General features: G+C 72.0%; 25 protein-coding genes. 2 read left to right on the forward strand and 23 right to left on the reverse strand.

Translation table 11 applies throughout. From position 1 onward, the window contains the following. Nucleotides 1-44: 44 nt before the first annotated feature. Complete coding sequence (locus tag N8N77_RS01660) at nt 45-845, forward strand: GntR family transcriptional regulator (protein WP_261164106.1); 801 nt, start codon at nt 45-47, stop codon at nt 843-845. Nucleotides 846-889: 44 nt separating this feature from the next. Here N8N77_RS01660 and gatA read toward each other — a convergent pair whose 3' ends face one another. The 14 genes from gatA to N8N77_RS01730 all read right to left on the reverse strand — a co-directional run bounded on the left by gatA (nt 890) and on the right by N8N77_RS01730 (nt 15,888). Beyond that, nucleotides 890-2,392, reverse strand: coding sequence for an Asp-tRNA(Asn)/Glu-tRNA(Gln) amidotransferase subunit GatA (gene gatA / locus N8N77_RS01665; RefSeq protein WP_261164108.1), 1,503 nt, complete (start codon nt 2,390-2,392; stop codon nt 890-892). Next, nucleotides 2,392-2,691 carry an Asp-tRNA(Asn)/Glu-tRNA(Gln) amidotransferase subunit GatC gene (gene gatC, locus N8N77_RS01670; RefSeq protein ID WP_261164110.1) on the reverse strand — a complete coding sequence of 100 codons (300 nt, stop codon included), beginning with the start codon at nt 2,689-2,691 and terminating at the stop codon, nt 2,392-2,394. Before gatC ends, gatA begins: the two co-directional genes overlap by 1 nt. A gap of 100 nt (nt 2,692-2,791) precedes the next feature. Further along, nucleotides 2,792-3,442, reverse strand: a complete 651-nt coding sequence (locus N8N77_RS01675; protein ID WP_261164112.1) for a hypothetical protein — start codon at nt 3,440-3,442, stop codon at nt 2,792-2,794. Next, complete coding sequence (locus N8N77_RS01680; protein ID WP_261164114.1) at nt 3,439-3,858, reverse strand: hypothetical protein; 420 nt, start codon at nt 3,856-3,858, stop codon at nt 3,439-3,441. The genes N8N77_RS01675 and N8N77_RS01680 overlap by 4 nt, the downstream gene beginning before the upstream one ends. Next, nucleotides 3,852-4,691 (reverse strand): WXG100 family type VII secretion target, encoded by an 840-nt coding sequence (locus tag N8N77_RS01685; RefSeq protein WP_261164115.1) that lies wholly within the window; start codon nt 4,689-4,691, stop codon nt 3,852-3,854. Before N8N77_RS01685 ends, N8N77_RS01680 begins: the two co-directional genes overlap by 7 nt. Then, entirely contained in the window at nt 4,691-5,047 is a 357-nt protein-coding gene (locus N8N77_RS01690; RefSeq protein WP_261164117.1) for a hypothetical protein, read from the reverse strand. The genes N8N77_RS01685 and N8N77_RS01690 overlap by 1 nt, the downstream gene beginning before the upstream one ends. Then, nucleotides 5,044-5,412: a hypothetical protein gene (locus N8N77_RS01695; RefSeq protein ID WP_261164118.1), complete on the reverse strand. Its 369-nt coding sequence runs from the start codon at nt 5,410-5,412 to the stop codon at nt 5,044-5,046. The genes N8N77_RS01690 and N8N77_RS01695 overlap by 4 nt, the downstream gene beginning before the upstream one ends. A 67-nt stretch (nt 5,413-5,479) precedes the next feature. After that, nucleotides 5,480-7,174, reverse strand: coding sequence for a long-chain-fatty-acid--CoA ligase (locus tag N8N77_RS01700; RefSeq protein ID WP_261164119.1), 1,695 nt, complete (start codon nt 7,172-7,174; stop codon nt 5,480-5,482). Between the two features lie 82 nt (nt 7,175-7,256). Then, a complete protein-coding gene (locus N8N77_RS01705) occupies nt 7,257-8,246 on the reverse strand; it encodes an aldo/keto reductase (RefSeq protein ID WP_261164120.1) in 990 nt (329 codons plus the stop codon). 72 nt (nt 8,247-8,318) lie between these two features. Next, complete coding sequence (ligA, locus tag N8N77_RS01710) at nt 8,319-10,679, reverse strand: NAD-dependent DNA ligase LigA (protein WP_261164121.1); 2,361 nt, start codon at nt 10,677-10,679, stop codon at nt 8,319-8,321. Between the two features lie 62 nt (nt 10,680-10,741). Next, a complete protein-coding gene (mnmA, locus tag N8N77_RS01715) occupies nt 10,742-11,845 on the reverse strand; it encodes a tRNA 2-thiouridine(34) synthase MnmA (RefSeq protein ID WP_261164122.1) in 1,104 nt (367 codons plus the stop codon). 51 nt (nt 11,846-11,896) lie between these two features. Beyond that, nucleotides 11,897-13,060, reverse strand: a complete 1,164-nt coding sequence (locus tag N8N77_RS01720; protein ID WP_261164123.1) for a cysteine desulfurase family protein — start codon at nt 13,058-13,060, stop codon at nt 11,897-11,899. 13 nt (nt 13,061-13,073) lie between these two features. Further along, nucleotides 13,074-14,030, reverse strand: a complete 957-nt coding sequence (locus N8N77_RS01725) for a tetratricopeptide repeat protein (RefSeq protein WP_261164125.1) — start codon at nt 14,028-14,030, stop codon at nt 13,074-13,076. 46 nt (nt 14,031-14,076) lie between these two features. After that, entirely contained in the window at nt 14,077-15,888 is a 1,812-nt protein-coding gene (locus N8N77_RS01730) for a glycosyl transferase (protein ID WP_261164127.1), read from the reverse strand. Nucleotides 15,889-16,079: 191 nt separating this feature from the next. On the opposite strand from N8N77_RS01730, the gene N8N77_RS01735 reads away from it, so the two are divergent. Then, nucleotides 16,080-17,129 (forward strand): AI-2E family transporter, encoded by a 1,050-nt coding sequence (locus tag N8N77_RS01735; RefSeq protein ID WP_261164128.1) that lies wholly within the window; start codon nt 16,080-16,082, stop codon nt 17,127-17,129. Nucleotides 17,130-17,139: 10 nt separating this feature from the next. On the opposite strand, the gene N8N77_RS01740 is transcribed toward N8N77_RS01735, so the two are convergent. The 9 genes from N8N77_RS01740 to rpsB all read right to left on the reverse strand — a co-directional run bounded on the left by N8N77_RS01740 (nt 17,140) and on the right by rpsB (nt 24,181). Beyond that, nucleotides 17,140-17,886: an alpha/beta hydrolase gene (locus tag N8N77_RS01740; RefSeq protein WP_261164130.1), complete on the reverse strand. Its 747-nt coding sequence runs from the start codon at nt 17,884-17,886 to the stop codon at nt 17,140-17,142. Beyond that, nucleotides 17,883-18,188 (reverse strand): hypothetical protein, encoded by a 306-nt coding sequence (locus N8N77_RS01745; protein WP_261164132.1) that lies wholly within the window; start codon nt 18,186-18,188, stop codon nt 17,883-17,885. Before N8N77_RS01745 ends, N8N77_RS01740 begins: the two co-directional genes overlap by 4 nt. A 3-nt stretch (nt 18,189-18,191) precedes the next feature. Then, entirely contained in the window at nt 18,192-18,923 is a 732-nt protein-coding gene (locus N8N77_RS01750; RefSeq protein WP_261164134.1) for a lytic transglycosylase domain-containing protein, read from the reverse strand. A gap of 52 nt (nt 18,924-18,975) precedes the next feature. Then, on the reverse strand, nt 18,976-19,896 hold the full coding sequence (locus tag N8N77_RS13430; protein ID WP_396652763.1) for a DivIVA domain-containing protein: 921 nt from the start codon (nt 19,894-19,896) through the stop codon (nt 18,976-18,978). 7 nt (nt 19,897-19,903) lie between these two features. Beyond that, nucleotides 19,904-20,962, reverse strand: a complete 1,059-nt coding sequence (locus tag N8N77_RS01760) for a phosphatidate cytidylyltransferase (RefSeq protein WP_261164136.1) — start codon at nt 20,960-20,962, stop codon at nt 19,904-19,906. Between the two features lie 9 nt (nt 20,963-20,971). Next, nucleotides 20,972-21,526 carry a ribosome recycling factor gene (frr, locus tag N8N77_RS01765; RefSeq protein ID WP_261164138.1) on the reverse strand — a complete coding sequence of 185 codons (555 nt, stop codon included), beginning with the start codon at nt 21,524-21,526 and terminating at the stop codon, nt 20,972-20,974. Nucleotides 21,527-21,622: 96 nt separating this feature from the next. Further along, nucleotides 21,623-22,339: a UMP kinase gene (pyrH, locus tag N8N77_RS01770; RefSeq protein WP_261164140.1), complete on the reverse strand. Its 717-nt coding sequence runs from the start codon at nt 22,337-22,339 to the stop codon at nt 21,623-21,625. 131 nt (nt 22,340-22,470) lie between these two features. Continuing rightward, nucleotides 22,471-23,298, reverse strand: coding sequence for a translation elongation factor Ts (gene tsf / locus N8N77_RS01775; RefSeq protein WP_261164142.1), 828 nt, complete (start codon nt 23,296-23,298; stop codon nt 22,471-22,473). A gap of 70 nt (nt 23,299-23,368) precedes the next feature. Further along, nucleotides 23,369-24,181 carry a 30S ribosomal protein S2 gene (gene rpsB, locus N8N77_RS01780; protein WP_261164144.1) on the reverse strand — a complete coding sequence of 271 codons (813 nt, stop codon included), beginning with the start codon at nt 24,179-24,181 and terminating at the stop codon, nt 23,369-23,371. Nucleotides 24,182-24,445 lie beyond the last annotated feature (264 nt).

Genomic DNA, 24,445 nt, shown 5'->3' on the forward strand with positions numbered 1-24,445 from the left:
CAACGTGAACGGTCGATGACGCGCCGAGGAAGGAGAGGAGAAGGATGGGTCACGCACCGCGCACCCGGCAGGGCGGCATCCCCCTCTATCGGCGGATCGCGACCGAGCTGTGGGAGCGCATCCAGAACGGCACGCTGCGGCCCGGCGACCGCATGCCCAGCGAGCCGGAGCTCGCGACGGAGTTCGAGGTGAACCGCCTCACGGTGCGACAGGCGATCGTCGAGCTGCAGCGCCTCGGCGCGGTGGAGATCCGCCGCGGCACGGGCACCTTCGTGGCCGCCCCGCCAGACCTCGTCGAGATCATCGCCCGGATCCCCGCGCCGGCGCCGGACGACGACGCCACGCACGCGGCGCTCGCGGGGCACTCCGACGGCGTCGTCGAGACCCTGCTGCCGACGCGGCCGTTGCTCCGCGTCGAGGAGCGCATCGAGGCGGTCACCGAGGCCTCGGGCCGGTACGGCGAGCTCGCCGCACGCGAACTCGGCGTGCCGCTCGCCGACCTCTTCCGCCTCGACACCGTCATGGTGCGGTCCGGCCAGGCGTGGATCGTCAACAGCTACTGGTTCCCGCGGCGCCTGGAGGGCGTCGTGGAGGCCCTCGGCGAGCACGGCATGGTGATCGCGACGCTTCGGGACGGGCTCGGCCTGGATCTGTCCTACCGGTGGCGTGCGTTCTCCGCCGTCGCGGCGGACTATCACGAGGCGCGCCTGCTCGACGTGCCCACCGGGACCGCGCTGCTCGTGCGTGACGGCGTCACCGCCGACGCCGCGGGCGCCCCCGTCTTCTACGTGCGCCGCCGGCTGCGGGGAGACAACGCCAAGTTCGTGCTGCGCTACGGCGCCTGATCGGCCGGCCGCCGGCCCGGCCGATCAGGCGCCGGAAAGCGGGCTCAGTCCAGCGCCGGAGCGCGGTTCAGCAGCGAGCCGCCCCACTCGTCCTGCAGCAGGGCCTCGAGCGCCGCGCCGACGCGATAGAGCCGGGCGTCCTCCCGCGCCGGGGCGAGGAACTGGATGCCGACCGGCAGTCCGTCGTCGGCCGCGAGACCCGATGGCACGGAGATGCCGGGCACGCCCGCGAGGTTGGCCGGAATCGTCGTGAGGTCGTTGAGGTACATCGACAGCGGATCGTCGATCTTCTCGCCGATCTTGAACGCCGTGGTCGGCGCCGACGGGGTGGCGATGACGTCGACGCGGCCGAACGCCTCGGCGAAGTCACGCTGGATGAGCGTGCGCACCTTCTGCGCGCTGCCGTAGTACGCGTCGTAGTAGCCGGCCGACAGGGCGTAGGTGCCGAGGATGATGCGGCGCTTCACCTCGGGCCCGAAACCGGCGTCGCGCGTGGCCGACATGACGTCCTCCACCGTGCCGCCCGGCACGTTCACGCGCATGCCGAAGCGCACGGAGTCGAACTTGGCAAGGTTGCTCGACGCCTCGGCCGGCAGGATGAGGTAGTACGCGGCGACGGCGTACTCGAAGTGCGGCGCGCTGATCTCGACGACCTCGGCACCGTGGGCCTCGAGCTTGCGAAGCGCATCGCGGAACGAGCTCGCCACGCCCGGCTGGAAGCCCCCGTCCGGCAGCTCCTTCACCACGCCCACGCGCAGGCCCCTGAGCACCTCGCCCGACGCGCCCTCCGCGGCGGCCAGCGCCATCGAGGGCCATGCGTCCGGGATCGACGTGGAGTCGTTCGGGTCGTGCCCGGCGATGATGTCCTGCAGCAGACCGGCGTCCGCGACGGTGCGGGTAACGGGCCCGACCTGGTCGAGACTGGAAGCCAACGCGATGGCGCCATAGCGGCTGACCGCACCATACGTCGGCTTCACGCCGACCGTGCCGGTGACGTGCGCCGGCTGCCGGATGGAGCCACCGGTGTCGGAACCGAGGGCGAGCGGCGCCTCGAAGGCCGCGACGGCGGCGGCCGAACCGCCGCCCGAGCCGCCGGGGATACGGTCGAGATCCCACGGGTTGCGCGTCGGCCCGTAGGCCGAATGCTCGGTCGACGAACCCATCGCGAACTCGTCCATGTTCGTCTTGCCGAGCGGCACGAGTCCGGCCTGGCGTGCGCGGGCCACGACCGTCGCGTCGTAGGGCGACATGTACCCCTCGAGGATCTTCGATCCCGACGTGGACGGCATGTCGGTGGTGACGAGCACGTCCTTGATCGCGAGCGGCACGCCCGCCAGCGGAGGCAGCTCCTCACCGGCGGCGCGGCGCTCGTCGACCGAGCGCGCCACCTCGAGGGCGCGGTCGCTCACGTGCAGGAAGGCGTTGACGCGGCCGTCAACGGCGGCGATGCGGTCGAGGTGCGCCTGCGTCGCCTCGACGCTCGACAGCTCGCCGTCGGCGAGGTGCGCGGCCAGCTCGGCCGCCGACATCCGGATGACGTCGTCCATCACTGCTCCTCCCCCAGGATCGCCGTCACGCGGAACCGATCGCCGTCCCGATCCGGAGCGTTCTGCAGCGCCTCCTCGGTCGAGAGCATGTAGCCGACCTCGTCCGGCCGGTACACGTTCTGCATCGGGATGGGGTGGCTCGTCGCGGGGACGTCGGCGGACGCAACCTCGCTGACCTTGGCGATGTTCTCGACGATCACGTCGAGCTCGCGGGTGAGGCTCGTCACCTCCTCGTCGCTCAGCTGGATCCGGGCGAGCACACCGAGATGGCGCACGAGATCGGGAGTGATTTCAGACACCCCACGAGTCTAGTTCGCCCGGCGGGGCCGTACCGTCCGCCGTGCGCGCGCTCGACGTGCCGCAGGCGCCGACAACGTCCCGGCGCTCACCTCGGCAGCATCATCGCGGCTCGTCGCGCCCGGGCGAGACCGCCGAGACGACGGCGTTCTCGAGCCGGGTCGCGACGTCATCGGCCAGGCCCATCCGATACAGGGCCGCGGCAGGATCGCTGTGGAACGGCTCGCCCACGAGCACGGCCGCGCCGCCGACCCCCACGAGATACTCTCGGTCGCTGCCGCCGCTGAGGATCTGCGCCGCGTTCTGCAGCAGCGGAGCCAGCGCGCCGAGCACGAGCTGCTCGGTGCCCGGCTGCGACCAGACGGCCGTCGCCGTGCCGAACGGCCGCCGCGTGCACGTCAGCCCGTCCGCCCACGGCATGGGATAGGTCGACGCGAAGAAGCCGCTCCGCACGAGCAGCACGAAGGCGACGGGCAGCTCGGCGTGCGTCGACACCCCGGAGATCCGGCCGTAGCGGACCTGCGCGCGCACCTCGGCCCGCACGAGGGGAAGCGGACGGTCGTGCGCGAAGGCGCGTCGCGCCCCGTACGCGCCGGTGATCTCGCCCTCCACCTCGACCGGCCGGTCGCGCTCGCCCGGTCCGCGCCACGACAGCGTGCCGAACAGATCCGGTGCGGCGGTGCGTTCGGGCACGAACTCCCAGCCGTGCTCCCCCGCCCAGGCCGCGCGCTGGGCGGCGAAGGGCGCCGTCACCCCTCGCCCACAATCCGCTCGGGGAGCATTGCGCGCGTCCGTTCGATGGTTGCGCGCAGCAGTTCCGGCGCGGCGGCGTACTGCTCCTGCGCGGTCTCCACGAATGCCGCGTACCACTGACGCAGCGCGTCGTCGTGGGCTCGCTGCACCGCCGTCGCAAGGGCGAGCGGCGACTCCTGCGGCGCCCAGTCCGCGAAGGTGACCTCCTCGACGAGGCCCGTTGCTCCCACACGGACCCGCGCCTCGCGCCGCGGCGACCACGCCTCCGCCGACAGGCGCGAGAACGCCGAGACCGCGGCACGCGCGGTCGCGGCGCGCGCGGCCGCCGTCTCGCGGATCCGCGCGAGGACGGCGTGCGTCGCGTCCGCGTCGCCCAGCCGAACCGTGCTGAGGTCGAAGGGCTCGCTGCTCACCATCCGTACTCGTCTCCGCCCTGATCCGCTCCCGACGCCAGCGCGGTGACGCCCTTGAGGACGGTGCTCAGGGCATCCGCGAGGCCCTTGCCCGCGTCCGCGCCCGTCCGGATGCAGGCGACCAGCTCGTCGATGTAGCGCGAGCAGTCGGTGACGGTCGAGGAGATCGCGATCGTGGCCTGGCCGATGACGACCGGCAGCGCCGCCCCCAGCGTCGCTCCCAGCTGCACGCAGTACGCGATGAGCCGGCCGACGAGGTCGGCGATCAGCTCGCGGACGATGGTGCGAATGATCTCCACGGCCGTGCTCGCGACGCGCAGCCCGGATCCCGTGGCCCCCGCCGCGCCCGCGAGGGCCTCGACGTGCGCCACCACGACCTCCATCTGCCGCCGGTACGCCTCCGCGGCGGGGCCGGCCCAGCTGGCGAGCGCCTGCTCGACCTGCGACGTCAGGTCCTGAACGTAGCCGTCGATGTGCGCGCCGATGTTCTCCCACGACTGGCCGAGCGACGCGACGAGCTCGGGGTCGCCGGCGAGCCAGTCCAAGAAGTCGGGCAGCGGCCACATGTACTCCATGAGGAAGGACGCGGCCGACGAGAGCAGAGTGCCGAGCGGGTCGGCGATCAGCGCGGCCGTGCTGACGGCCGACGACAGCCCGTAGGTGATGCCGTCGGCCCAGTCGCCGGTACCGAAGGCGGCGATCGACGCGGCCGCCTGCCCCGGGCCGGGGTAGAAGCTGAGGGCGTCGATCGCCTGCCCTCCGCTCCACTCCCCCTGCAGGGCATCGTGGAGGTAGCGGCCGTCGTCGCCGTCCTCGGTCACGAGAAGATCGCTCATCAGACGATCACCGTGTCCTCATCGATCGGGCGCCAACCGGGCGCGCTCGGGTCGATGCGGCGATAGTCCTGGGCCGCACGCTCATCGGCCTCGCGGTAATCGCGCACGCACGCCTCGACGCGTTGCGCCATGGTGTCGATGAGGAGCCGGGCGCCCTGCAGCGCCGCGGTCTGAGCGGCGAACAGCCCGAGAACGGGGGGCGTGAAGATGGCGCCGCTGATGAGCCCGAATGCCTCCACGCTCAATCCCATGCTCGACTGCGCCGCCGAGATCGCCTCGTCGAGCGCACTGGCCGACGACCTCATGGTGCTCGCGCAGCCCTGCAGCGCCCCCAGCTCGGCCCTCACCTCGGTCATGCCTCGTCCCCCTTCGCTTCGCGCATCCTCCGCTCGAACACCTCCCGCAGACGACGCGCCACGGTGTCGTCGTGCAGCGCCGCCGCGGCGCTTCCCGCGGGTCGCGCGGGCACGAGCGCCTGCTGAGCGCTGCGCAGCGTGTCGAGCAGCTCCCGCTCGAGCTCCTCCGCGGTCAGCTCGGCCATGCCCGAGCCGAACTGGACGTGCGCGAGGAATCCCCGCGCGTCCACGGTGACCGTCACGTCGCCGTCGTCCGAGCGAGCGGTGGCGTTCTGTCGGCGCGTCGGAGGCTGCGTCGCCACCGCATCTCGCAGGCGGTCGGACACCAGCTGGCCGATCTCGGCGAGTTCGTCGTTCGAGCGCACGTCCTTCATGCTAGCCACGCACCGTCGCCGCCCGCAGAGCGGGTGACGGGCAGTTCTGCCCGCCTCGTCAGGCGCCGAGCTGGCCCTGCAGCTGCTGCTTGACCTGGCGGCGCAGCACCTTCCCGATCATCGACTTGGGCAGCTCGTCGACCACCACGAGCCGGCGCGGCGCCTTGTAGGGCGTGAGCACCTTCTTGACGAACGCGCGCACCTCCTCGGGATCGAAGTCTGGGGCGCCGTCGAGCACGACCGCGGCGACGACCTCCTCCCCGTTCTTACCGGGCAGACCGACGACCGCCGCGTCGGCGATGGCGGGGTGCTGCCGCAGCGCGATCTCCACCTCCGTGGGAGCGACGTTGAACCCGCCCGTGATGATGAGCTCCTTCAGGCGATCCACCACGCGGAAGAAGCCGTCCTCGTCCATCTCGACGATGTCTCCCGTGCGGAACCAGCCGTCGAGGAAGACAGCCTCGGTCTCCTCGGGCTTGCCGTAGTAGCCGCCGAAGACCTGCGGACCCCGCACGAGCAATTCGCCCGCCTGCCCCTGCGGGACGTCCTCCCCCGTCTCGGGATCGACGACGCGGCATTCGGTGCCGGGCAAAGGCAGACCGATCGTTCCGGCCTTCCGGTTCGGCGCCACGGGGTTCACGATCAGCACGGGCGAGCACTCCGACAGACCATACCCCTCGACGAGGTAGCCCTTCGTCTCCGCCTCCCACGGTTCCACGAGCGCCGGGTCGAGCGCCATCGCGCCGGAGACGCCGATCCGCGTGCCCTCCAACGAGACGCCCTTCTCCTGAGCGCGCGCGAGCAGCCGCTGGGCGATCGGCGGCACGGCGGGCAGCACCGTCGCCGGGTGCTTCTTGGTGACGGCGAGGACCATGTCCGGATCGAACTTCGGGAACAGGACGAGGCGCGCGGCCTGGGACATCGCGAAGGTCAGGCACAGCGTGAGGCCGTACGCGTGGAACATCGGCAGCACCGCGTACACCACGGTGCCGACGCCGCGCTTGACCTCGGGGATCCACGCGCGCGCCTGCGCGGCGTTGGCGAGCAGGTTCCGGTGGGTGAGCGCAGCACCCTTCGGATCGCCCGTCGTGCCGCTCGTGTACTGGATGATCGCGATGTCGTCGGTACCGGGGCCGGGGACGTCGGGGTCCAGCGGGGCGTGCCCCACGATCCGCTCCCAGGGGATGGCTCCCCGCACCGGCTCGGTCAGCTGGCGGCGCGATTCCCGCAGCGCGGGGATGGGCAGCCGCAGCGCGAGCTGCATGACGGTGGGCATGCCCTTGGTCACGTCCACCGAGACGAGTGTGTCGACGGCGAGGTCCGCGGGGAACTCCTGCACCGTCGCCGCGACCTTGCTCCAGACGATGGCGTGCTTGGCGCCATGGTCCTCGAACTGCTTGCGCAGTTCGCGCGGCGTGTAGAGCGGGTTGTGCTCGACGACGATCGCGCCGAGGCGCAGGACGGCGTAGAAGGCGATGATGTGCTGGGAGCAGTTGGGCAGGATGATCGCCACGGGGTCGCCCTTGCGGACCCCCTGGGCGCGCAGGCCGGCCGCGGCGCGTTCGATCGCGGCCGCAAGCGCCGCGTACGTCGTCTCCCGACCGAAGAACTGCAGCGCGGGGGCGTCGGGAAAGTCGCGGGCCGAATCCACGACGAGGTCCATCAGCGACCCCGAGATGGGAGCGAGGTCCTCCGGCACGCCCTCGGCGTAGGAGGTGGTCCAGGGGCGGGGCGGGTCGAACACCGTGGTCACCCTGCCATCGTACGGGGCCGCCCGCCCGCCGGGCAGCCGCCTCTAGCGGCCTCCGTGTGCGGCGCCGCAGCGGCGCCGGTGCTCACCAGCGGTGGTGCACCAGCGGGCGGATGGACTCGTCGTAGAGGTCCCGCACACCGTCGAGGAAGTCCTGCGGCAGCGGGTGGACCGCGCCGGCGGCCGCGTTCGCGCGGGCCTGCTCGGGGTTGCGCGCGCCGGGGATGACCGTGGTGACGCCCGGCTGCTGTGCCACCCAGGCCAGGGCGGCCGTGGCCGGCTCCAGCCCCGCGGCGCGGGCGAGCTGGGCGAATCGCTGCGCGGCGTCGACGCCGGTTTCGAAGTCCACGCCCGAGAAGGTCTCCCCCACGTCGAATGCCTCGCCCCGGCGGTTGTACGTGCGGTGGTCGTTCTCGGCGAACGTCGTGTCACGGCTGTACCGGCCGCTGAGCAGCCCGCTCGCAAGCGGCACGCGGGCGATGATCCCGACGCCCGCCTCGGCGGCCGCGGGCAGCACCTCGTCGAGCGGCTTGCGACGGAAGGCGTTGAGGATGATCTGCACGCTGGCCACGGCGGGGCGCTCGATCGCGCGGCGCGCCTCCGCGACCGTCTCGACGCTCACGCCGTAGTTCGCGATCACGCCCTCTGCCACGAGCGTGTCCAGGTCGTCGAAGACGCGGTCGGCGTCGTACACGTCGCTTGTCGGGCAGTGCAGCTGCACGAGATCGAGCGTGTCGACGCCGAGGTTGCGCCGGGAGCGATCGGTCCACGCGCGGAAGTTCTCGAGCGTCGCGTGCGCGAGGTCGGGGGCCTCCGCGCGGCGGATCATCTTCGTGGCCACGGTCACGCCCGCGTCGGCGTGCGCGCGCAACCAGCGGCCGATGAGCTGCTCGCTGCGGCCGTCGCCATAGACGTCGGCCGTGTCGAAGAACGTCACACCCGCCTCGTGCGCGGCGTCGAGTACCGCGAGGGCGTCGGCCTCGGCGACGTCACCCCAGTCCGCGCCGAGCTGCCAGGTGCCGAGGCCGATGATCGAGACGTCTCGTCCGGTGCGTCCCAGGGTGCGCTGCTCCATGCGCCCAGCCTACGGCGGCGGCGTGCGATCCGGTCCCCTCCGGTGGTGCGATCGCGGGCCCGGCGACACCGGTCAGCCTGCGTCGACCCCCGGGAGCGCCCCCGGCCCCTCCGTCACGAGGAGGTGGAACTGCGCCGCGTCGATGATGCGAAGCCCGAGCGCCTCCGCCTTGGCGAGCTTGGAGCCGGCACCGGGCCCGGCGGCGACGAAGTCGGTCTTCTTGCTCACGCTCGAGGCGGCCTTGCCGCCGGCGCGGATGATCGCCTCCTGCGCGCCCTCACGCGTGTACCCCTCGAGGGAGCCGGTGGCGACCACCGTGAGCCCCTCGAGCACCCCGCCCGCCGACGCCGCGCCGGGACCGGCGTGCCCCGGGGTGGCGAAGCGTACGCCGGCCGCCGCCCAGCGCTCCACGATCTCGCGGTGCCAGTCGGCCTCGAACCACTCCCGCAGGGAGTCGGCGATGATCGGGCCGACGCCCTCCACGGCCGCCAGCTCCTCGCGACTGGCCTGGCGGATCGCGTCGAGCGAGCCGAACCAGCCGGCCAGAGCGCGGGCCGCGACGGGACCGACGTGGCGGATGTTGAGCGCGACCAGCAGCCGCCACAGGTCCTTCGTCTTCGCCTTCTCGAGCTCGTCGAGCAGTTTCAGCGCCTGCGACGAGACGATGTGGGTTTCGTCGCCGTCGAAGGGGCCGTCGGGGTCGAAGGGCGGATCGGCATCCTTGCCCGAGAGGCGGCGCTTGCGACGGAAGGGGCTGCGCGGCTTCGCGCGCCCGGAGGCGTCCTCCCGCGGCAGACCGGTCTCGGGGTCCCGCACCACCACGTCGATGGGGAACAGATCCTCGAGCCGCAGCTCGAACAGGCCGGCCTCCGTCCGCAGCGGCGGATCCGCGGGCACGTCGGGCTGGGTGAGTGCGGCCGCCGTCACCTCGCCGAGCGCCTCGATGTCGAGGGCGCCGCGCGAACCGATGTGCTCCACCCGGCCGCGCACCTGGGCGGGGCAGTCCTTCGCGTTGGGGCACCGGAGGTCGATGTCGCCCTCCTTCATGGGCCGCAGCGGCGTGCCGCACTCGGGGCACTCCTGGGGCATCACGAAGGCGCGCTCGCTGCCGTCGCGCTTCTCCACGACGGGGCCGAGCACCTCGGGGATGACGTCGCCGGCCTTGCGCAGCACCACCGTGTCGCCGATCAGCACGCCCTTGGCCTTGACGATCTCCTGATTGTGCAGGGTCGCCTGCCGCACCACCGAGCCGGCGACGTGCGCCGGCTCCATGACGGCGAACGGCGTGGCCCGCCCCGTGCGGCCGACCGAGACGACGATGTCGAGCAGGCGGGTGTGCACCTCCTCGGGCGGGTATTTGAACGCGATCGCCCAGCGCGGGGCGCGGCTTGTCATACCGAGTTCGTCGTGCAGCGCGAGCTCGTCGACCTTCACGACGATGCCGTCGATCTCGTGCTCGACCGAGTGGCGGTTCTCGCCATAGTGCTCGACGAAGGAGATCACCTCGTCCACGCCGCGGCACACACGCGCATGCGGACTCGTCGGCAGGCCCCATGCGGACAGCAGCTCGTACACCTCGCTCTGGGCGGACACCGGCGGGTCGGGCCACGCACCGAAGCCGTGCACGTAGAGCCGCAGCGATCCGACGCGCTCCTTCGCCGCCTCGAGCTCCAGGCCCTGCTTCTTGTCGATCTGCTGGCGCAGCCCGCCGCTGGCGGCGTTGCGCGGGTTGGCGAACGCCGGGAAGCGCCGGGCGGCGGCCGCGACCGCGCGCTCCTCGTCGAACTCGCGCCCGCGGCCGGCGGCGCGCTCGCGAGCGTCGGCCACCGCACGATCGCGGTACTCCGCCTGCAGCGCGTTGAGCCGTTCGAACGCCGCGACGGGGATGAACACCTCCCCGCGGACCTCGACGATCGGGGGGTGGCCCTCGCCGGCGAGCCGCTCGGGGATGTCGGCCAGCCGCAGCGCGTTCTCGGTGACGATCTCACCCACGCGCCCGTCTCCGCGGGTGGCGGCCGAGGTGAGCACGCCGTTCTCGTAGCGCAGCGAGATGGCCAGGCCGTCGATCTTGAGCTCGGTCAGCCACGCCACCTGGCGCCCGGCCGACGCCTGCGTCTTGGCGCACCAGTCGCGCAGCTCGTCGACGGAGAACACGTTGTCGAGGCTGAGCATGCGCTCGGCGTGCTCGATCGTCGCGAGCTCCGTGCCGTCGGCGGCCCCGACGGCCTGCGTCGGTGAGTCCTGCCCCTCAAGCTCGGGGTAGCGGCGCTCGAGGGCCTCCAGCCGCCGCATCCAGGCGTCGTACGTCGCGTCGTCCACGAGGGAGGTGTCGCGCCCGTAGTACGCGTCCTTCGCCTCGAGGATCCGTTCCGTCAGGCTGCGCGCTTCCGCGCGCGCCTCGTCGAGGGACAGCTGCTCGATCTCATCCGCCACACCCCGAGTCTAGGGAGCGCATGCGACATCCACCGGGGGCTTGCGCGGGCGCGCGCGGCGGATCAGACCTGGGCGGGAACGGCGGACACCGTGCGGTCGATCGTGCACTGGCCGAGCACGCGTGTGCCGACGTAGACGACCGCCGTCTGCCCGGGCGCGACCCCATGCAGCGGCTCATCGGGGCGCACGACCAGCTCACCGTCGGCGACCACGGCCGTCGCGGGCACCGGGTCGGCATGGGCGCGCACCTGCACCTCACACGCGAACTCCTCGTGCGGGTTCTCGGGAGCGGCCCCCGCCCACGACCAGCGCGACCCCGCGAGCTCGCCGATGGCGAGCGCCTCCTTCGGTCCCACCACGACCGTGTTCGACACCGGTCGCACCTCGAGCACGAACCGGGGCTTGCCGTCGGCTGCCGGCACGCCGAGCCGCAGGCCCTTGCGCTGCCCCACGGTGAACGCGTGCGCGCCGTCGTGCGATCCGACCACGGCGCCCGTGCGGTCGACGATGTCGCCGGCCGCCGTGCCGACCTTCTCGGCGAGCCATCCTCGCGTGTCGCCGTCCGGGATGAAGCAGATGTCGTAGCTGTCGGGCTTGGAGGCCACGGCCAGACCGCGCGCCTCGGCCTCCGCGCGGACGAGGGACTTCGAGGGCGTCTCTCCCAACGGGAAGAGGCAATGCGCCAGCTGATCCGCCGTCAGCACGCCGAGCACGTAGGACTGGTCCTTCGCCGCCTCGCTGGATCGGTGCAGCTCCAGGCCGCCCTCCCCCTCGCGCAGGATCGCGTAGTGCCCCGTGCAGACGGCGTCGAATCCCAGCTCGAGCGCGCGTTCGAGGAGCGCGGCGAACTTGATCCGCTCGTTGCAGCGCATGCAGGGATTCGGGGTTCGCCCGGCGCGGTATTCGCTGACGAAGTCCTCGATAACGTCGTCGCGGAAGCGCTCGGAGAAGTCCCAGACGTAGAACGGAATGCCGAGCCGGTCGGCCACGCGGCGCGCGTCCATGGCGTCCTCGATCGTGCAGCAGCCGCGACTGCCGGTGCGGAGGGTGCCGCCCGCGCGCGACAGCGCGAGGTGCACGCCGACCACCTCATGACCGGCCTCCACCGCGCGCGCGGCAGCGACGGCGGAGTCGACCCCGCCGCTCATAGCTGCCAGCACGCGCATGCCTCCAGCGTACGCGCGTCGTCTGGGTGCCGACCCGTGATCGGATGATGCTCAGCGCACGAGACGCCGGTAGGCGACGGGCAGCGCCCGCAGCAGCGCGTCCAGGTCGTCCCCGGTCGTGGTGCGCCCGAGCGTGATGCGCAGCACCTGACGCGCCTCGGTCTCCGAGCGCCCCATGGCGAGTACGACGTGCGAGGGCTCCGCCACACCGGCCTGGCACGCCGAACCCGTCGACACGGCGATGCCGTGCTGATCGAGCAGGAACAGCAGCGACTCGCCCGCCGCGCCGGGCAGGAGGAGCTGGATCGTCCCCGGCAGCCGGTCGCGCGGGTCGCCGAGCAGCAGAGCCTCGGGCAGCACCTCACGCAGCCGCGAGAGGAAGTCATCGCGGAGCTCCGCGAGGCGCGCGCTCTCGCCCTCGCGCTCCCGCTCCGCCAGCTCGGCGGCCGTGGCCAGGGCCACGGCGCCGGCGAGATCCTGCGTTCCGGCGCGGAGCCCGCGCTGCTGGCCACCCCCGTGCAGGAGGGGCTCGAGCGCGACCGTGCGCGAGACGACGAGAGCGCCCGTGCCCACCGGGGCGCCGAGCTTGTGGCCCGACACGCTGAGCGCGACCAGTCCGGATCCGGCGGGTGCGTCGGCCCGCCAGCCCGCGAAGGTCACGGGGATCCGCCCCAGCGCCGCGACTGCGTCGAGGTGCAGGGGCACCCGCGCGGCGGCGGCCGCCGCGGCCAGGGCGGGTGCGTCGTTGATCGTTCCGGATTCGTTGCCCGCGACGATCGCCGTCGCCAGGGCCACCCCCGCCGTCTCCACCGCCGCCGCGAAGGACGACACCGGGATGCGCCCGAGCTCATCGAGCCCGACGGGCTCGATCCGGGCGCTCTCGTGGGATGCGAGCCACGCGACCGTGTCGAGCACCGCATGGTGCTCGCCGTCCGGCAGCACGACGGCGCCCTGCCCCTGTGACCGCGCCCGCCACAGCCCCTGCAGCGCCAGCCCGATCGACTCGGTGCCGCCCGAGGTGAAGACGACCTCGATCGGTTCAGCCCGCAACACCGCGGCCAGGCGCTCGCGGGCGTCCTCGAGCACGCGGCGCGCGGCTTGCCCCGCCCCGTGGATGGACGACGCGTTGCCGACCGTCTCGTGCGCCTGAAGCCAGGCGTCTCGCACCTCCGGCCGCAGCGGCGTGGTGGCCGCGTGGTCGAGGTAGACGGTCATCGGCTCGGGGACATCAGAACAGCAGGCTGGTGAGGCGCCCGCGGGCACGAACGACCCGCGGGTCCGCCGCGCCGACCACGCCGAACAGCTCGACGAGCCGCTCCTGCACCGGCTTGCGCTGATCCGCCGGCAGGCCGGCGAAGAGGTCGAGCAGACGGTCGAACGCGTCATCCACGTGCCCGCCGGCGATGTCGAGGTCGGCCACCGCGAGCTGCGCGTCGATGTCGAGCGGCCCGTCCGCGGCGGCCGCGCGGACCGTCGCAGGGTCGGTGTCCTGAACGCGGGCCAGCAGGCGCACCTGGCCGAGACCGGCCTGGGCGTCGGCGTCGCGCGGGTTCTCCTTGAGCGCCTTCTCGTAGGCCGCGATGGCGCGCGCGTAGTCGCCCGCCTCGATCGCCTCGTAGGCCTCGGCGTGCAGCGGCGGCAGGGGCGGCTCCTCCGGCTGGCCTGCGGCCTCGTCGTCGCCGTCGGTCGGGACCGTTCCGGTGACGCCGTTCTGCGCCGCCAGCTGCAGCAGCTGCGCGAACACCTGGCGCACCTGCTCCTCGGGCACGGCACCCGTGAACAGCGGCACGGGCTGCCCCGCCACGAGCGCGACCACCAGCGGGATCGACTGGGCGCGGAACGCCTGCATCAGCTGCGGGTTCGCGTCGACGTCGACCTTCGCCAGCACGAGGCGCCCCGCGTGCTCGCGGACGACCTTCTCCAGGATCGGGCTCAGCTGCTTGCAGGGACCGCACCATTCGGCCCAGAGGTCGACGACCACGGGCACGGTGCGCGAGAGCTCGAGCGCCTCGCCGAACGTCGCGTCGGTGACGTCGAAGACGAGGCGGCTCTGGCCCGACCCCGCGCCGCTCGGCGCTCCCCCGGCGGGCCCGCCGCCGGGCGCCGGTGCGCTCGCGGGGCGGTTGCGCAGTGCGGACAGATCGACGGCGCCGCGCAGGGCGGCGGAGGGTGCGTAGTCGCTCATCGGCTCTCCTCGAGGTGCATGATTCGATGGCCCATCCGGCCTGCTCTCACTCCACGGTGCCCGCGGTCACGCTGGACGACCAGCCCAGCAGGCGGATCTTCTCGTCGGTGCCCTGAGCGGGCACGTAGAAGAACAGGGGGCTGCTGTCGGTGCGCTCGAAGCTGCCGGCCGTCTCCGTCTCGCCGGTCAGCGCCTCCAGCGCCCGATCGCCGTGGCGCACCACACCCAGGTCGTCGGTGGCGGTGACGCGCTCGGTGCGGTTCACGGCGACGGCGACGATGGCGCCGTTGTGCACCGTGGCCAGCGCGACGGGCTCAGTGTCGGCGGCGGACTGTCCGAACGCGATCTCGCCGGCCACGTCCTCCTGGGTGAACTCGGCGGCCGTCTCGTCGCGCACGCGCGCGACCTCGGTGCGGAACGTGTCGCCTTCCGCCTCGAAGAGCGCGGCGAACTCGCTGTCCTCCCCGTTGCCGAGCACGTCGGCGTACGCCGCGGCGAGGTTCTCCGGAGCGATCGCGAGGAACGACGACGCGGGCGGCACCAGCGCGGCGCCCTGGTAGGACGGCGCGAGATCGGGGATCTGCGCGCTGGGCTCGAGGCTCGCGGCATACGACACCCGGTAACGCGACCACGGGTCGTCCTGCGTCATGGTGAGGATCGTCGGCGCGGCCGAGGCGTCCGCCTCGTCGGAGACGACGACCAGCGCGGTCCTGGGCCACTCGTCGAACGCCTGGGGCAGCAGGATCTGGATCGGGGAGGCCGGGATCGTGGGCAGCGCGGCGTAGTCGCCGAACTGGGACCGGATGTCGTAGTTGACCTGGCGCATGGTCAGCGCCATGCCCGTCAGCCGCCGCTCCGCGATCGACGCGTCGTTGGCCTGATCCGCCTCCGCCACCGTCGCGGAGATGTCCGCCACGATCCGTTCCGCCTGCGGGTCGGTGATCGCCGGCGCCTGCTGGTTCTCCGGCGCGAGGACCGTCTCGGTAGGCGTCGGGGTCGGTTCGGGCAGCGCGTCGGCCGTGCAACCGGTCATCAGCGCGAGCGACAGCCCGACGGCAGGGACCGCGATGAGGCTGCGGCGCTTCCGGCCGATGGCGCGACGCGGGGGCGTCCCCGAGATCACGCCCTTGTCGTGGGCGCCCTCGATCTGATCGGACACCTTGATCGGCTCCGTCTTCGGCACCGGCAGCCCCTTGCGGCGGGGACCGCGGGAGCGACGGGAGTGCACGATGCCCGAGATGTAGAGGATGAGGCCCAGCAGCAGCAGCGCCGCGCCGCCCCCGATGAGCCACGGCGCCATCGGGGTGCTGTTGTCGATCGGCCAGGTCAGCGAGATCTCGCTCGGCGCGGGCTCGCTGCCGTCCGAGGCGATGAGGACGCTCATCTGGCCGCCTTCGGGGAACGTGAAGCTCTGCGAGAGTGCGCCGTCGCCCGCGAACTCCTCGAACCACAGGTCGGAGCCGGCAGGGTCGCGCGTGGGCGGCTCCTGTCCGTCCTCGGGCGTGATCTCGGGTGCAACGGTGTCGGTGGCGACGATGTCCGCGGCCTGCTCGCCGTCCGCGACCGACACGCGCACGTACGCCTGGTCGGCGAGCCAAGCGGTCATGTCGTGTTCGCGGCCGTACGCGGCGAAGACCGCGCCGTCGCCCGAGATGTCGAGCGTGCCCGCCCGGCCCTCCAACGACTCGGGAAGCGCCGTGAAGACGTCGTCATCGAGGAGCACGTAACGCGCGCCGTCCTCCACATCCACCGCAACGGTTCGTTCGGACGGCCCCAGCCAGACCGTGCGCTGGGCGATGCCCGCGCCGATCAGCCCCGCGGCGAGCACGAACGACACCACAGCCCACACGAAACGCACGGCATCACTCCCTCGGCGATCCGCCCGGTCGACCATCCGGCCGTGCCGGCAGACCGCGGATCGCACAGAACTCGACATCCCAGACTAGCGAACCGACCGCTGGATATCCCCAGGGAGTGCTCCCGGCCCGTCCTCCCGGCCCGCGCACCCGCGTGACCCTATCCTGTGTCGAGGACACCAAAAGGAGACACATGAAGATCCACAACCCGTTCCGCGTGGCCCTCGTGGCGACCCTCGGGGTGGGGCTCGGCATCCTCCTGATCCAGAGCGTGCAGTCGCTGTCGACGATCCTGCTGTACGTCGGCACCGCGCTGTTCATCTCCCTCGGTCTCGATCCACTGGTGTCGTGGCTGGAGCGGCGGCGTCTGCCGCGATGGGCCGCCGTGCTCATCACGCTCATCCTCGTGCTCGGCCTGTTCGCCGGCATCGTGTGGATCATCCTGCCGACGCTCATCCAGCAGATCTCGCAGCTCGTCACGCAGATCACGCAGCTGATCGATCGCGGTACCTGGCAGACGGATCTGGGCGATTGGCTCGACCAGATGTTCCCCGGCCTGGCCATCGACGACATCTTCGAGAACGTCAATCAGTGGCTGATCGACAACATCACCACCATCAGCGAGGGCGTCCTCGGCGCGACGTTCGGCGTGGTGAGCGGCCTGTTCGGCGCCTTCATCGTCATCATCCTCACGATCTACCTCACGGCCTCGACGCCGTCGCTCAAGCGCGCCGTGTACCAGCTCGTGCCCGCCTCGAAGCGCGACACGTTCATCGGTCTCGCCGACCAGATCACCGACTCGGTCGGCTACTACGTCATGGGACAGGTGACGCTCGGCATCATCAACGGAGTGCTCAGCGCGGTCTTCCTGTCGATCATCGACGCGCCGTTCCCGGCGGTGCTCGCGGTGGTCGCTTTCCTCGGGTCGCTCATCCCGCTCGTCGGCACGCTGTCCGCGTCCACGATCATCGTGCTCACGTGCCTGGTGCCCGGCCTCGGCTCACCCGCGACGGCGCTCATCGCGGCGATCTACTACCTCATCTACATGCAGATCGAGGCGTACGTCGTCTCGCCACGCGTCATGAGCCGCGCGGTGTCCGTGCCCGGCGGCGTGGTCGTCGTCGCGGCGCTCGCGGGCGGCGCACTGCTCGGGCTCCTCGGGGCGCTCATCGCGATCCCCGTGGCGGCGAGCGTGCTCATCATCTATCGCCAGGTGATCATTCCGCGCATGAACGAGCGCTGAGCGGTCCATCTCAGGCGGGCGGCCACGTGGTCGGCAGGGGCAGCGCGCTCGGGTTGACCGCGTTCACGATCTCGGTGAGCACGCGGTAGGTCTGCTTCTCCCCCACCCACAGGTGCTTGCCGTCCGGCACGTCGATGAGCCGGATGCCGGGCGCCACGGCGAAGCGCTCGGCCGCCTCGGCCGGCCGCAGGAAGTCGTCGAACTCGGGGATGAGCGCGATGACCGGGCGAGGGTCGCCGTTCCAGGCGCGCAGGTCGTCGTCCGTCGCGCGGTGCAGCGGCGGCGAGAGCAGCACCATGCCGCGGATGTCGTGGTCGCGGCCGTACTTGAGCGCGAGCTCCGTGCCGAAGGACCATCCGACGATCCAGGGGTCGGGCAGTTCACGCGCGGCGACGAAGGCCATGGCGGCGGCGACGTCGTGGCGTTCGTCGATGCCCTCCGCGAACGCTCCCTCGCTCGTGCCGCGCGGCGAGGTGGTGCCGCGGGTGTTGAAGCGCAGCACGGCGAGGTCGGCGAGGGCCGGCAGGCGTGCGGCGGCCTTGCGGATGATGTGCGAGTCCATGAATCCGCCGGCGGTGGGCAGCGGGTGCAGCGTCACGAGCGTCGCGACGGGCTCGCGGTCGGCGGGCAGCGACAGCTCACCCACGAGCGTCAGTCCGTCGGCGGTGCGCAGCTCGATGTCCTCGCGTCGGGCGGGAAGGAGCGCGGCCCCACGGATCTCGATAGGCTCGGCGGCGTTCGCGGTCTCGTCGGTCATCCGTGGATCCTCCAGCAGTGGTTGTGCCAGTGCCGCCGCGCCGCGAGATCCGCCTGGGGGCCGAGGATGCCGTCCTCGCGCCACACCACGACGTGCGGCGTGCCGACCTCGATGGTCTGCCCGCACCCGGGGCAGGTGTACGTCTTCTCCGTGCGCGCGCCCGTCACGGGCTGCACCGTGTATGCGCGGCCACGGCGGGTCTCGGTCCGCTTCCAGCCCGCGAGCAGTCGCTGGAACGACGCGTCGCCGGACTCCTCACCGTCGCCGGATCGACGCCCTCGCGGGCGGTTCGACCGCGGCACGGCTCAATACCAGCCGACCGACTGCGAGTGGCCCCACGCGCCGCACGGCGTGCCGTAGCGGCCGGCGATGTAGTCGAGCCCCCATGCGATCTGCGTGGCGGGGTTCGTCTGCCAGTCGGCGCCATGGCTAGCCATCTTGCTGCCGGGCAGCGACTGCGGGATGCCGTACGCGCCGCTGGAGGCGTTGTACGCGTTCACGCGCCAGCCGGATTCCTTGTTCCACAGCGCCACGAGGCAGGAGAACTGGTCCTCGCCCCAGCCGCGCGCGGCGACCATGCCGTACGCGACGGACTGCGCGCTGCCCGGGTCGGGCGCCACGAAGGCGGGGATGACCGGTGTGGCGGGCGCGGCGTCCTGCGCGTCGACCTCGGCCGGCTCCGGCGTGGGGGTCGGCGTGGGCGTGGGCGTCACGTAGATCTCGTACGCAGTGCTCGACAGCGAGGTCGCCGCCGTGAGATCGGCGGGCGCCGTGTAGATCTGAGCGTCGGCCACCGCCTCGGCGTAGCTCGTCGTGACGTCCTCCTGCACCGGCTCCGCCATGGCGGCGACCGTCGGAGCGAGGTAGGAGGCGAGGAATCCGACGGCGGCGGCGCCCGCGATGACGCTCGCGACCACGCGCTTGGCGGACCAAGCCGTCGCGGGACGCGACGGGGCGACGCCGGCGCGGGCGACGAGGGCTCGGGTCTCGCGCCGCGACAACGTCTTTCGGGTGGGGTGTTCGGGTGCGGAAGTCACAGTGGGGCCTACTGTAGCAGGGTCGTTACGGTTCCGTGATCTGATTCGCCGCTCAGCGGACCGCGAGGATCACGTCGACCACGGCGTCCAGGACGGCATCGACCTGCTCCTCGCGATACCCGCCACGCGACATCCGGAAGGCGGCCGAGCGCACCTGCTCAGCAGTGAGGGGATCGCCGTCCTGCAGAAACGCGCTGATGCGGTCGGCCACGAGGTCGACCTCCTTGGGGGCGTAGCCGAACGACAGCGGGCCGACGCGGTCGAACCGTCGGCGCGGCGGGCGCGAGAGCCGGTCGAGGATCTCCTGTGCCTCGGCACGGGCCCGCTCGACCCACGCCTCGGCACCCTCGGCCGCGATCGCTGCCTGCCGCTCACGTGCCGCGAACGCGTCCTCGATGCGGCCCAGGGCCGCGTCCACGGCGGCGATCTGATAGCCCTCCCGCGCGAGCGGGAAGCCGACCTGCCGCACGACCCTCGCATCGAACTCGTCGTCGCCCCGCTCGAAGGCCGCGCGCGCCTTCGCCATGAAGGCCTCCACGGCGTCGCGCCGGTAGCCCCGATCGCGACCGTGCATGACAGGGAAGGGCAACGGCTTCGCCCCCGCCCCGCCCTCCGCACCGTCGGCGGCGCTCTCGTGCGGGGAGGGAGCCCCGGGCAGCGGCTCGCCCGCGCCGGCGGGAGCCGCCGTCGCCCGCGCGACGGCCTCGGGGGTCTCCATCCGCACCGTCGGTGCCGGCTCGTCGGCACGACGCCGGTCCGCCTCGGGGCCCGCGGCTGCGGCGCCGTCCCCGACCTCCTCGTCCGAAGGCGTGGAGGCAGCGTCGCCCCGGTCGTCGCGCATCGCGTCGAGCAGCGCCGTCACGCCGCCGATCGCCGGGTGCGCGCCGGTCGCGTCCGCGCGCTCCGTCTCGTGCGTCACATCCGCCTCCCTGTCGTCCGACTCGGTGTCGTTCGGTCCGTCGCTCCTGCGCATGCCCGCCTCACAGCCCGCCCAGCGGCGCGAGCACGCCGTGCAGCGCGTACGCCGCCGCCGCCGAGAGCAGGATGCTGTCGAGCCGGTCGAGCACGCCGCCATGGCCGGGCAGCCACGAACTCATGTCCTTGATGCCGAGATCGCGCTTGAGCATCGACTCGCCCAGGTCGCCCACCGTCGCCGTGGCGAGGATCACCGCGCCGAAGACGAGGCCGGACCACCACGGCAGCCCGAGCAGGAACTCGGCGAGCAGGGCACCCGCGGCGAGGGCCGCCAGCGCCGCGCCGGCGAAGCCCTCCCACGTCTTCTTCGGGCTGATCCGCGGCGCCATCGCGTGGCGGCCGAACGCGAGCCCTGCAGCGTAGGCGCCCGTGTCGGCCGCGATGGCCGTGATGAGGAACGCCAGCACCCACCACTCGCCCTCCGGCTGCCGCAGCAGCGCCAGCGCGAGGCTGGCCAGCAGCGACACGTACACGGGAACCAGTCCCGAGGCCAGCACATCGGCGAACACATCGCCGTACGTGCGCCCGTCGCGCGCGGCCATCTGCACGAGCAGCCGCCACACGACGATGAGGAACACCGCGCCGAACAGCGCCGTCCAGTGCAGCCAGTGCGCGGAGGCAAAGGCCGGCAGCAGGATCAGCGGCACCGCCACCAGCTGGGGCACGACGTCGATCCGGCGCCCACCCGTCTGCAGCGCGCGCACCAGCTCGAAGGTGGCGAGGCCCGCGGCGGCGACGGCGAGGATGACGAACGTCCATTTGACGAACAGCAGGGACGCGAGCACGAGCGCCCCGAGCAGCAGGCCGGTCAGGATCGCCAGCAGCAGGTCGCGACCCGTCCGCTGCTTGATCCGCTCGTTGGTCGCCTCGAACTGCTCGCGCGCGTGCCCCAGGTGGTCGCGGGCATGCCCGCGCGCCAGCTCCAGGTGCTCACGGGCGTGCTCGAGCGGGTCGCGCCCGGCGGCGCGCCCGGTCGCCGCGCCCGGCGCCACCGTCCGATCGCGGCGAGCCGCCTCGCGGCGGGTTCGCGGCGAAACCGAGGCGTCGTCGGGAGAGTCGGTCATCTGCCGGCCTCAGACCTCGAGGAGCTCGGCCTCTTTGTGCTTCAGCGCCTCGTCGACCTTGTCGACGTGGGCCTTGGTCAGCGCGTCGAGCTCCTTCTCGGCGCGCACGATGTCGTCCTCGCCGATCTCGTCCTTCAGCGCGTCGAGGTCGTCCTTGATCTGACGGCGGATACCACGGATGCGGACCTTCGCGTCCTCGGCCTTCGTCCTGACGAGCTTCACGTACTCCTTGCGGCGCTCGGCCGTCAGCTCCGGCATCGTGATGCGCACGATGTTGCCGTCGTTCGTGGGATTCGCGCCGAGGTTCGGCATGTCGCGGATCGCGTCCTCGATCGCCTTCAGCGCCGACTTGTCGTACGGCGTGACGATGAGGGTGCGCGCCTCCGGGTTCTGCAGCGACGCGAGCTGCTGCAGCGGCGTGGGAGTGCCGTAGTAGTCCACCATCAGGCGCTGGAACAGCTGGGGGTTGGCGCGTCCGGTGCGCACGGTGGCGAAGTCCTCCTTCGCCGCCTCGACGGCGCGGTCCATGCGCTCGGTCGCCTCGCTCATGACATCCGCGATCACGGGTCACTCCATTCGTCGTGGGGAACTGGGTCGAGTCTAGTCGCCGGGTGCGAGCGCACCCGGGAATGCGCCGGTCGCGCGGGCTTCGCGGCCGGATCAGGCGGTGACGATCGTGCCGATCGGCTCGCCGAGCAGGGCCTTCGTGACGTTGCCCGCAGGCTCCATCCCGAACACCCGCATGTCCATGCCGTTGTCCATGCACAGGCTGAACGCCGTCGAGTCGACCACCTTCAGTCCGCGCTGCAGGGCGTCGCCATACGTGACGCGGTCGAGGCGCGTCGCCGTCGGGTCGGTGCGCGGGTCGGCCGTGTAGACGCCGTCCACGCCGTTCTTGGCGACCAGCACCTCGGAGGCGCGGATCTCGAGCGCCCGCTGAGCGGCGACGGTGTCGGTCGAGAAGTAGGGCAGGCCTGCACCGGCACCGAAGATCACGACGCGGCCCTTCTCGAGGTGGCGCTCGGCGCGCCGCGGGATGTACGGCTCCGCCACCTGCGTCATCTCGATGGCGGACTGCACGCGCGTGGCGGCGCCGGCCTGCTCGAGGAAGTCCTGCAGGGCGAGAGAGTTCATGACGGTGCCGAGCATGCCCATGTAGTCGGCACGGCCGCGATCCATGCCGCGCTGGCTCAGCTCCGCACCGCGGAAGAAGTTGCCTCCTCCCACGACGATCGCGATCTCGACCGATTCTGTGGCGGCCGCGATCTCGCGCGCGATCTGGCTGACGACATCCGGGTTCACGCCCAGCTGGCCACCGCCGAACGCCTCTCCCGACAGCTTCAGAAGGACGCGGCGGCGTCCGGTGCTCTCTCGCATGTTGTCTCCCTCGTGCCGCCTCTCACCGTATCGCGACGGGGTCGGCAGACTCTGTGCTGAGCCCGTGAGCGATGGCCCCGGGCATGGGAAGGGGCCCGGATCCCGTGGATCCGAGCCCCCTCCGGCGATACTTACGCGCCGACCTTGAAGCGGGCGAAGCCGGTGATCGTGATCCCGGCGTCCTTCGCCACCTGCTCGATCGAGAGCTTGTTGTCCTTCGCGTACGGCTGGTCGAGCAGGACGACCTGCTTGAAGAACGCGTTGACGCGGCCCTCGACGATCTTCGGCAGGGCGGCCTCGGGCTTGCCCTCGTTGCGCGAGATCTCGGTGACGATGTCGCGCTCCTTGTCGACGACCTCGGCGGGAACCTCGTCGCGCGTCAGGTACGACGGGTCGGCGAACGAGATGTGCTGCGCGATGCTGCGAGCGGTCTCGGCGTCGTCACCCGTGTAGGCGACGACCACGCCGACCTGCGGCGGCAGGTCCTTGCTCGTCTTGTGCAGGTACACCTGGAACGCGTCGCCGCTGAGCGTGGCCACGCGGCGCAGCTCCACCTTCTCGCCGATGATGGCGGCCTCGTCGGCGATCAGCTGCTCGACGGTCTGCTCGCCCGCCGGCGCGGCCAGGGCGGCCTCGACGCTCTCGGCGGCGACGGCGGCGACCGCGTCGGCCACCTTGTCGGCCAGCGCGATGAAGCGGTCGTTCTTCGCGACGAAGTCGGTCTCGCACGCGAGCTCGATGAGCGTCGCCTTGCCGGCCTGCTCGCGGGCGACGACGAGGCCCTCGCTCGTGGCGCGGTCCGCGCGCTTCGCGTTGCCCTTCGCACCCTTCAGGCGGAGGATCTCGATGGCCTTCTCGACGTTGCCGTCGGCCTCCTCGAGCGCCTTCTTGGTGTCGACCATGCCCGTGCCGAGCTGCTCGCGCAGGGCCTTGATGTCGGCGATGCTGAAGTTGGCCATGTGTCCTGGCTCTCCTTGGTTCGTTTCGGGTGATCCGCCGGCCCCTGGCGGGACCGGCGGATCGGGAGAATTACTCGGCGGCTGCAGCCTCGGCGGGCGCCTCGGCCGGGGCCGCGGCGGCGGGCGCCTCGGCGTCGCCCGAAAGAAGCTCCTGCTCCCACTCGGCGAGCGGCTCGGCGTCACCCTCGGGGTTGTGCTTCTGCTGCAGGCCCTCGGCCGCGGCGTCGGCGATGATGCGCGTCAGCAACGAAACCGAACGGATCGCGTCGTCGTTGCCGGGGATCGGGTACTGCAGGTCGTCCGGGTCGACGTTCGTGTCGAGGATGCCGATCACCGGGATGCCCAGCTTCTTGGCCTCGTCGATCGCGAGGTGCTCGCGCTTGGCGTCGACGACCCACAGCGCCGACGGCGTCTTGGTGAGGTTGCGGATACCGCCCAGCGACTTGTGCAGCTTGTCGAGCTCGCGCTTCTTGAGAAGGAGCTCCTTCTTCGTGAAGCCGGACTCGGCGGGGTTGTCGTAGTCGAGCTCCTCAAGCTCCTTCATGCGAGCGAGGCGCTTCGAGACGGTCTGGAAATTGGTGAGCAGACCACCGAGCCAGCGCTCGTTGACGTAGGGCTGGCCGACGCGGGTCGCCTGCTCGGCGAGCACCTCCTGCGCCTGCTTCTTGGTGCCCACGAACAGGATCGTGCCGCCGCGCGCGACGGTCTCCTTGACGAAGTCGTACGCCTTGTCGATGTAGGCGAGCGACTGCTGCAAGTCGATGATGTGGATGCCCGAGCGCTCCGTAAGGATGAAGCGCTTCACCTTCGGGTTCCAGCGACGGGTCTGGTGTCCGAAGTGGACGCCGCTGTCGAGCAGCTGGCGAATGGTGACGACGGCCATGGCCGTTCTCCTTCTGTTGCGGTTGTGACGCCGGACCGGTCGGCCGGCGAGCCTGGTGCCCGACGCGCTCCCGCCCTCTTCCGAGGGACCGTGGGGAGACGAGTCGCGATCAAGATCGCTGTGGACACGCGAAGTCACCCCGACAAGCGAGGTGCCGTCTCAGCATACCAGGCACGCGGCCGCGGCCGCGTGCCGCGTCGGCCACCCTGCGGGCCGCTGCCGTGACGTCACGGGAGCCGCTCGATTCGCCCACAGCGCCACCGC

Origin of the sequence: Microbacterium sp. Marseille-Q6965, assembly GCF_946151065.1 — a bacterium.
In the GTDB taxonomy this organism is placed as follows: Bacteria; Actinomycetota; Actinomycetes; order Actinomycetales; family Microbacteriaceae; genus Microbacterium.